The following is a 285-nucleotide window of genomic DNA, read 5'->3' as shown; positions in this document are numbered from 1 at the left end:
CCTTCGGCGGTCCCGAGGGCCCGGACGACGTGGTCCCGTTCCTGGAGAACGTGACGCGCGGCCGCGGCATCCCGAAGGAACGGCTCAAGGAGGTGGGACGGCACTACTTCCTGTTCGGCGGCGTCTCCCCGATCAACGACCACAACCGCGCGCTCCTCGAAGCGCTGCGGAAGGACTTCGCGCGGGCCGGCCTGGACCTGCCGGTCTACTGGGGCAACCGCAACTGGGCGCCCTACCTCACCGACACCCTGCGGGAGATGGTCACCGACGGACGGCGCCGCATCG

The 285-nt window shown here is 70.5% G+C and carries 1 protein-coding gene; it reads left to right on the top strand.

The features are described 5' to 3' along the window. A partial coding sequence (locus tag OO47_RS33080) for a ferrochelatase (protein ID WP_030223618.1) occupies positions 1-285 on the top strand: 285 nt, incomplete at both ends.

It is taken from the genome of Streptomyces bikiniensis (assembly GCF_000716625.1).
In the GTDB taxonomy this organism is placed as follows: Bacteria; Actinomycetota; Actinomycetes; order Streptomycetales; family Streptomycetaceae; genus Streptomyces; species Streptomyces bikiniensis.
The sequence above is the reverse complement of the archived record's forward strand: the minus strand, read 5'-3'. Positions and strand labels throughout refer to the sequence as shown.